The 1237-nt window shown below is 72.7% G+C and carries 1 protein-coding gene; it reads left to right on the top strand.

Annotation, left to right across the window (positions count from 1 at the left end):
• Positions 1 to 1237, top strand: a 1237-nt coding sequence (locus FV227_RS28585) for a L,D-transpeptidase family protein (protein ID WP_147860476.1), incomplete at both ends; no start/stop codon positions are given.

Genomic DNA, 1237 nt, shown 5'->3' with positions numbered 1-1237 from the left:
GGGCGTGCCGGCGTCGGCACCGCTCGCGGCCGCCGCCCCGGAGGCGGCGCCCCGCGAGGCGGCGAAGCGCAAGCCCGAGCCGGAGCTGGTCTACGCCACCGTCTCGGCGGACCCGCGCCCGACGCTGACGCAGAAGACCTTCACCGACACCCTGCGCGCGGCCGACCTGTACCAGGCCTTCGCCGATGCCGGCGGCTGGGCGCCGGTGCCCGAGAGCACGGTGTTCAAGCCGGGCGCGTCGAACCCGGAGATCCCGGCGCTGCGCCACCACCTCACGCTCACCGGCGACCTGCCCGCTGACGCGCCCCCGAGCGACCGGCTCGATCCGCCGCTGGTCGCGGCGGTGACGGCGTTCCAGGCCCGCCACGGCCTGCCGGAATCCGGGCTGATCGGCCGGCTGACGATCGCCGCGCTCAACGTGCCGGCCTCCGTCCGCCAGCGCCAGCTCGCGGCCTCGGCGGCGCGGCTGATGGGCTCGAAGTTCCCGTTCGGCGAGCGCTACGTCGTCGTCAACATCCCGGCGGCCACCGTCGAGGCGGTGGAGAACGGCCAGGTCGCGCGCCGCTACGTCGCCGTGGTCGGCAAGCCCGACAAGGCGACCCCCAGCGTCGAGACCCGGATCACCGACATCAACTTCAACCCGACCTGGACGGTGCCGGTCTCGGTGGTGAAGAACGAGATCATCCCGCGGATGCGCAAGGAGCCGGGCTATCTCGCCAAGAACCACATCCGCATCCTCGGCCCCGGCGGCGTCGAGGTCGACCCGACGGCGGTGAACTGGAACACCGAGAAGGCGGTCGCCTACACGCTGCGCCAGGATTCCGGCTTCGACAACTCGCTCGGCCAGGTGCGGATCGACATGCCGAACCGCTTCGCGGTCTACATGCACGACACGCCCTCGAAATCGCTGTTTTCCCGCAACGTCCGCTTCCACAGCCACGGCTGCGTCCGCGTCGGCGGGGTCAAGGAGCTGGTCGGCTGGCTGCTCCAGGGCGTCGAGGGGCCGAACGGGCCGGGCTCGGCCTGGGGCCCGATCGAGATCGAGACCGGCATCGCCGACGGCGAGCGCCGCGACCTCAAGCTGGTCAAGCCCGTCCCCGTCACCTTCGTCTACCTCACCGGCTACGCCACGCCGGACGGCCGCGTCCATTTCCGCGACGACATCTACGGGTTGGATACGCCGGGCGGGCCGGTGCCCTCGGCGGCGACCGAGCCGGCCGCCACCGGCGCGATCGCG

It is taken from the genome of Methylobacterium sp. WL119, assembly GCF_008039875.1.
In the GTDB taxonomy this organism is placed as follows: domain Bacteria; phylum Pseudomonadota; class Alphaproteobacteria; order Rhizobiales; family Beijerinckiaceae; genus Methylobacterium.
The sequence above is the reverse complement of the archived record's forward strand: the minus strand, read 5'-3'. Positions and strand labels throughout refer to the sequence as shown.